The sequence below is a fragment of the Methanobrevibacter curvatus genome (assembly GCF_001639295.1).
Classification (GTDB): domain Archaea; phylum Methanobacteriota; class Methanobacteria; order Methanobacteriales; family Methanobacteriaceae; genus Methanoflexus; species Methanoflexus curvatus.
This window is the reverse complement of the sequence record NZ_LWMV01000030.1, coordinates 1-4951: the sequence shown is the minus strand read 5'-3', so window position 1 is coordinate 4951 and position 4951 is coordinate 1. Positions and strand designations below refer to the sequence as shown.

The window sequence follows — 4951 nt, the reverse complement described above, 5'->3', positions numbered from 1 at the left end:
AAATAAGCAAGAAAAACAGTAAAAAAAGGCAAAAATCCCATAATTTAAAAAAAATCTCCATAAAAATACAATTTTTAAAAAAAAAATAAAAAAATTAATTAAAAAAAGCAGGTTAATAGAAAATCTCAATATTATTATTACTCTTATTTTGATGATAATTTTTTAATTCCTTATTAAAATATGGTTTAAGAATCCATTTGTGGCAAGTTGATATATGTTGTCGAAATGGTGTGGCCATAAAAACATTTATATTTTCTGATTGTTTATCTGCATTCAAAGATGCAGTTACATTATTTTCAATTTGTCCAGAATGTATACATTGCTTTCCAGTCATGAAGCAACGCCGAATAATATGTTTAGCACTCATTATAGTCCACCTTCTGTGTATTAGTTGTATATTTAGCAAATTTATTTTCAAAAACTACCAAAGTTTTGTAAGATATATATTAAATTTAAATTTTTAGAAATATCTCCTAAAAATTCTTTAAATCCAATTAAAAATATTTTTATCATATTTTTTATAATGATTAAAAAATGATTATAAGTCACATTTTTTGGATACTACAATATATTAATCTTAAAAATTTTATTTTCAATTTATATTGAATTTATATTTACTATTTTTCTCTAAAAGAAACAGTTACTTTAGCCACTGCATTAGGGTTTAAATTTTTAACTCCAAAGGTTAAGGTTTTAGTTGCTGATTTATAACTGTAATATGCTTTAGATGTGGTTACTTTAACTAAAGTAAGACCTGCAGGTACTTTAAGCTTTGTTGATGCTGATCCCTTAATATTACCACTATTCTTTATTGTAAAAACTCTTTTAACATTTTTGCCTTGAGTGGTTACTTTAACAGAATAAGTTATTTTTGCCTTTTTAGGAGTAGATTTTTTATTAATTGTGTAGGTTAATGTTTTCACACTTGATTTTTGTTTAAAAGAATCTACTGCATAAAAACTAAGTTTTGAAGTACTGCTAATAGTTAGTTGTGTAGAATATTTTTTGTATGCTCCATTTCCTATTTTATAGTAAATAGTTCCTTTGTTAGTAGTCAACTTCACTTTAATGCTTGAGCTATAAGTTCCTGTTTTGTAATTTGCACTAACAACAGGATTAGTAGTAGTAATACTTACAGGGACAGAAATATTTCCATTGTTGTAGTTTCCAGAATTATCTTTAACAATAATAGAAAGAGAATTCACAACTTTAGTAACAGGGAAATTTATAATGGCTTTACCATTAACAAAATTTACATTATTAAAGTTACACCATTAACACTTAGATTAAAACTACCATTAACCAAGATATTCTGATTTTTAAGAGTTAAATTCACAGGGAGAGAACTTCCAACTTTACCCTCACCTGCAACAGAACTAATAGATAAAGAGGCTTTAACAACAGCAAAAGTAGCAGATTCAGTTGATGGATTGTATTATGTATCTCCTGTAAAATTAACAGAAATTATATGATTTCCAAGTTTTATAGGTGTATTTTTAGTTAAAATAGCTATTCCATTAGAGTCAGTTTTATTAGAACCTAAAAGAATGGAATCCAAATAAAAATAAACAGTTTTATTGGCAAGATTATCATTATGACTTATTAAAGTAACATTGTAAACAACATTAGAACCATAAATAACATTTGGCTTAAAAGACAGTGAAATAGAAGAATCTGATTTAATTGTGTTGTTTTCAAGAGTATTATAAAATCCATAGTTAAAAACTTCATCTTCATCTACAATATTGTTTGTTATAGTGTTATTTCTTGTAATGCCATTCAAATAAATTCCTATATTATTGTAGCTATAAATTGTGTTGTTTGCTATATGATTTAATTGAAGTGGTGGATACTCTCCAGAATTATCTTTACTACCCATAAGATAAATTCCTTCACCATTACAATCAAGTAATAAGTTACCGTAAATATATTTAGATTTATAATAAGATCCACGGACATTAATATAATTATTTTCTATAATATTCCCAGTTGCCGAATAAGTTAAAACAATTCCTCCAAAACCTGTGATAATATTATTTAAAATCTTATTTACACCTACAGCCCTCCATGCTGAACCCTCTGTTCCAATTAATACCAGGGAAAAGAACTTACTGTCAATTGTATTATTATAAACATAGTTGCACTGTCCATCAGAACCCCTAATCATAACACCATAACCTAAATCATTAGTATTTTTAATGTAGTTATTGGTTAAGTTATTGCCAAAACTTGCTATGGTAATAGACCCAGCATAACTGTTTCCAGCATCCATATTAGAGACAATGGTAGAATTTTTTATTGTACAGTAATCCCCATAAATTCCTAGTCCTATCCATCCCTCATTATATATTTTAATATTAGAAACATTAGAATAGTTACCAATTAAAAATATTGTTCTACTACCATCGTCGTTAGAAAAAATTACTTCACCTTGACCTGTAATACTAACTGACTTTTCAGCAGAGATACCTATATTCTGATAGTTACCTTCTTTAAAAATTATTGTGTCTCCATCTTCTAAATAGTTCCCATTATATGAATCATTGTCATTGAAAAAACTATTTATTACATCCACACTTGTAGTGTTGTTAAATTGAATTGTTTTTGCATTAACTGTAGTTAAAGAAACTGAAAAAACAATTAATAACAGCAAAATCATTAAAAATATCTTTTTATTCATATTTTCACCCTATGTTGCTGGACAAAACTTTTCAAATTTGAATTTAGTTTAAGTTTAATGCTTTTTATCCTAATTTTGAAATCAAATGTCCAAGACTATAATTTTAATACATTTAATAAAATAAATTTTAAGAAATCCCTAGAATTCCAATAATGCAACAGATATTACAGTTATTACAATTAACTAATATTTTTTATTCCATTTATAGTACAATTAAGTATGTATGCTGAAGTCAAAGATATTGGACTTCCACAGCTTCGACAAAATTTTGCCATTTCAATATTATCATGTCCACAATTCATACATTTTACCATAAAATACCTCCATTAATAAATTAAAAAATTTTAATTGATAGACAATACTCTATAAATAAGTATAAACATATATACTTAACTAAAAAGCAAAAAAGAGTCTCAAAGCTAATTAAATAAAAATAAGTCTTTATTTGGAACCATAATCAAAAAAAAAAAAAAAAAAAAAAAAAAAAAAAAAAAAAAAAAAAAAAAAAAAAAAAAAAAAAAAAAAAAAAAAAAAAAGGAAAATTGAGTAAAGTTCATTGATTGTAGGAAAAACTAAGATATATCCATAAAAAACATACAAATTTTGAAAAAAAAAGTGCTACTATAAAAATTCATAAAAAAATTAAAGTTTTTTCAAACTTAAATCTAATTAAATTGTTTTAACTGTAATTTAAGTAGGATATAAAAAAATTAATATTAGAAAAAGGAATAAAATAATGTATAAGAGACAATTAGTAAACATTATTGAAAATAAATTGATATAAAGAAAAAAAGTAAAATTTAAGGTAAAAAAAATTATAATTTTTAAATAAAAATAAGAAGGTTTTAATAGCTAAAATAAGAATAGAAAAATGAATAACTTAAATTCTAAGCTCATTATTAAAATTTCAAAGCCATTATTACATTTAATTGGACAAAAATATCTAATATTCGCTTAAAATAAATTTATTGAAGATAATAAAAAAACTTAGAATATATTTCCTTAAAAAACATGAAAATTAATCTTTATTTCTAGATTCAACTGTTAGAAGATAAAATAACGCTCTATTTCAGCATTTTGTATTTTATTTTAAAAACCCAACGAAATACATAAAATAAAATACTAAACAAGATAAACTTTTCTGAATTTTAAAGTAATATTAACTATACATAGATGTAATTAAAATTAAATAAATATTATAAACTCAATAAATATTTAAGAATATATTTAACACCCATTAAATTTTTTTAAAGTTTTATTAATACTAATAATAAAATAGGGTTCAATTAGATTGTAGATTAATATTATTTTTTGTAAAATATAAAAAAATTAGGTAATAAAAAAATAAATTAATTTAATATTGGCATAAAATTTATCTATTATTTTATTGTTACCTTAATTTTACTTGCATCTGCAGGATTTCCATTGGCACCAAGAATTTCTCCACTTTCTCCATCAACATAAAGATTTACAGAAGCAGAGCCTTTAGTATTAACACTTTTCAAAGTATTCAATGTTATATCAGATCCTGCAGTAGCTGTATATCCTCCATTGTGAGAACTTACATAAAATATTATTTCATAAGTAGGTTTTCCTACGAATGTTGTTAAAGAAGCACTTTCTAAATTTAAATCATCCTCCTCAAGATTTCCACCTTCTTTTAGAAAATCTTTTACAAGATTTATTGCTTCAGATTTAGTGATATTAATATTTGGATCCTGGGATTCTTTGTTTAATTGCTGTTCATCACTTGAATCTGATGAACTATTAAATCCTCCACCTAAAACAATAAATGCCCCTAAAACTATTATAACAATAGCTATTATCCCAACAATAAGTAATTTATTCCTCATTTTTATCACTTCATTAACTAAATCAGTAACTATTAAAAACTCCATATTAGTATGGCTAAGAAAAATAATTTAACATGAAAAAAATTAACTAATTTAATAATTAAATATTAAATTAACAGTTAAATAAAAGTATTGAAAAATTTATAACAATTAATTTTCCATATTTTCATCAAAATTCAAGCAAATCAAAAAAGAAGATACTTTAAAAATTATATCTATACTAAATAAAGTAGAATTATAGAAAATATTATTGTTGTTGAATAAATTTTATCTTAATACTCTTTTAAATCATATATCTACAGAGTTTTTACATATAACCTATTCAAAATATCAATTTTATAAATTAATTAAATAACTTAAATAATTAAAAGTCTTAAAGTTAGATAATGAAACTTTTGTAAATAATGAAATATAAATT

The 4951-nt window shown here is 23.4% G+C and carries 5 protein-coding genes; all 5 read right to left on the bottom strand.

Annotated elements, in window-relative coordinates; all coding sequences use genetic code 11:
• Window positions 1-112: 112 nt before the first annotated feature.
• On the bottom strand, window positions 113-367 hold the full coding sequence (locus MBCUR_RS01005) for a hypothetical protein (RefSeq protein WP_067089123.1): 255 nt from the start codon (window positions 365-367) through the stop codon (window positions 113-115).
• 250 nt (window positions 368-617) lie between these two features.
• Window positions 618-1205, bottom strand: a complete 588-nt coding sequence (locus MBCUR_RS01000; protein ID WP_067089120.1) for a chitobiase/beta-hexosaminidase C-terminal domain-containing protein — start codon at window positions 1203-1205, stop codon at window positions 618-620.
• 230 nt (window positions 1206-1435) lie between these two features.
• A complete protein-coding gene (locus tag MBCUR_RS00995) occupies window positions 1436-2680 on the bottom strand; it encodes an Ig-like domain-containing protein (protein WP_067089117.1) in 1245 nt (414 codons plus the stop codon).
• Window positions 2681-2859: 179 nt separating this feature from the next.
• Complete coding sequence (locus MBCUR_RS10215) at window positions 2860-2994, bottom strand: zinc-ribbon domain-containing protein (protein ID WP_157077501.1); 135 nt, start codon at window positions 2992-2994, stop codon at window positions 2860-2862.
• Window positions 2995-4059: 1065 nt separating this feature from the next.
• Window positions 4060-4578, bottom strand: a complete 519-nt coding sequence (locus MBCUR_RS00990; protein WP_169805769.1) for a hypothetical protein — start codon at window positions 4576-4578, stop codon at window positions 4060-4062.
• Window positions 4579-4951: the final 373 nt, after the last annotated feature.

Coding starts and splice junctions, on each gene's coding strand:
- MBCUR_RS01005 (WP_067089123.1), bottom strand. CDS start 367: ATGAGTGCTAAACATATTATTCGGCGTTGCTTCATGACTGGAAAGCAA.
- MBCUR_RS00995 (WP_067089117.1), bottom strand. CDS start 2,680: ATGAATAAAAAGATATTTTTAATGATTTTGCTGTTATTAATTGTTTTT.
- MBCUR_RS00990 (WP_169805769.1), bottom strand. CDS start 4,578: ATGGAGTTTTTAATAGTTACTGATTTAGTTAATGAAGTGATAAAAATG.
- MBCUR_RS10215 (WP_157077501.1), bottom strand. CDS start 2,994: ATGGTAAAATGTATGAATTGTGGACATGATAATATTGAAATGGCAAAA.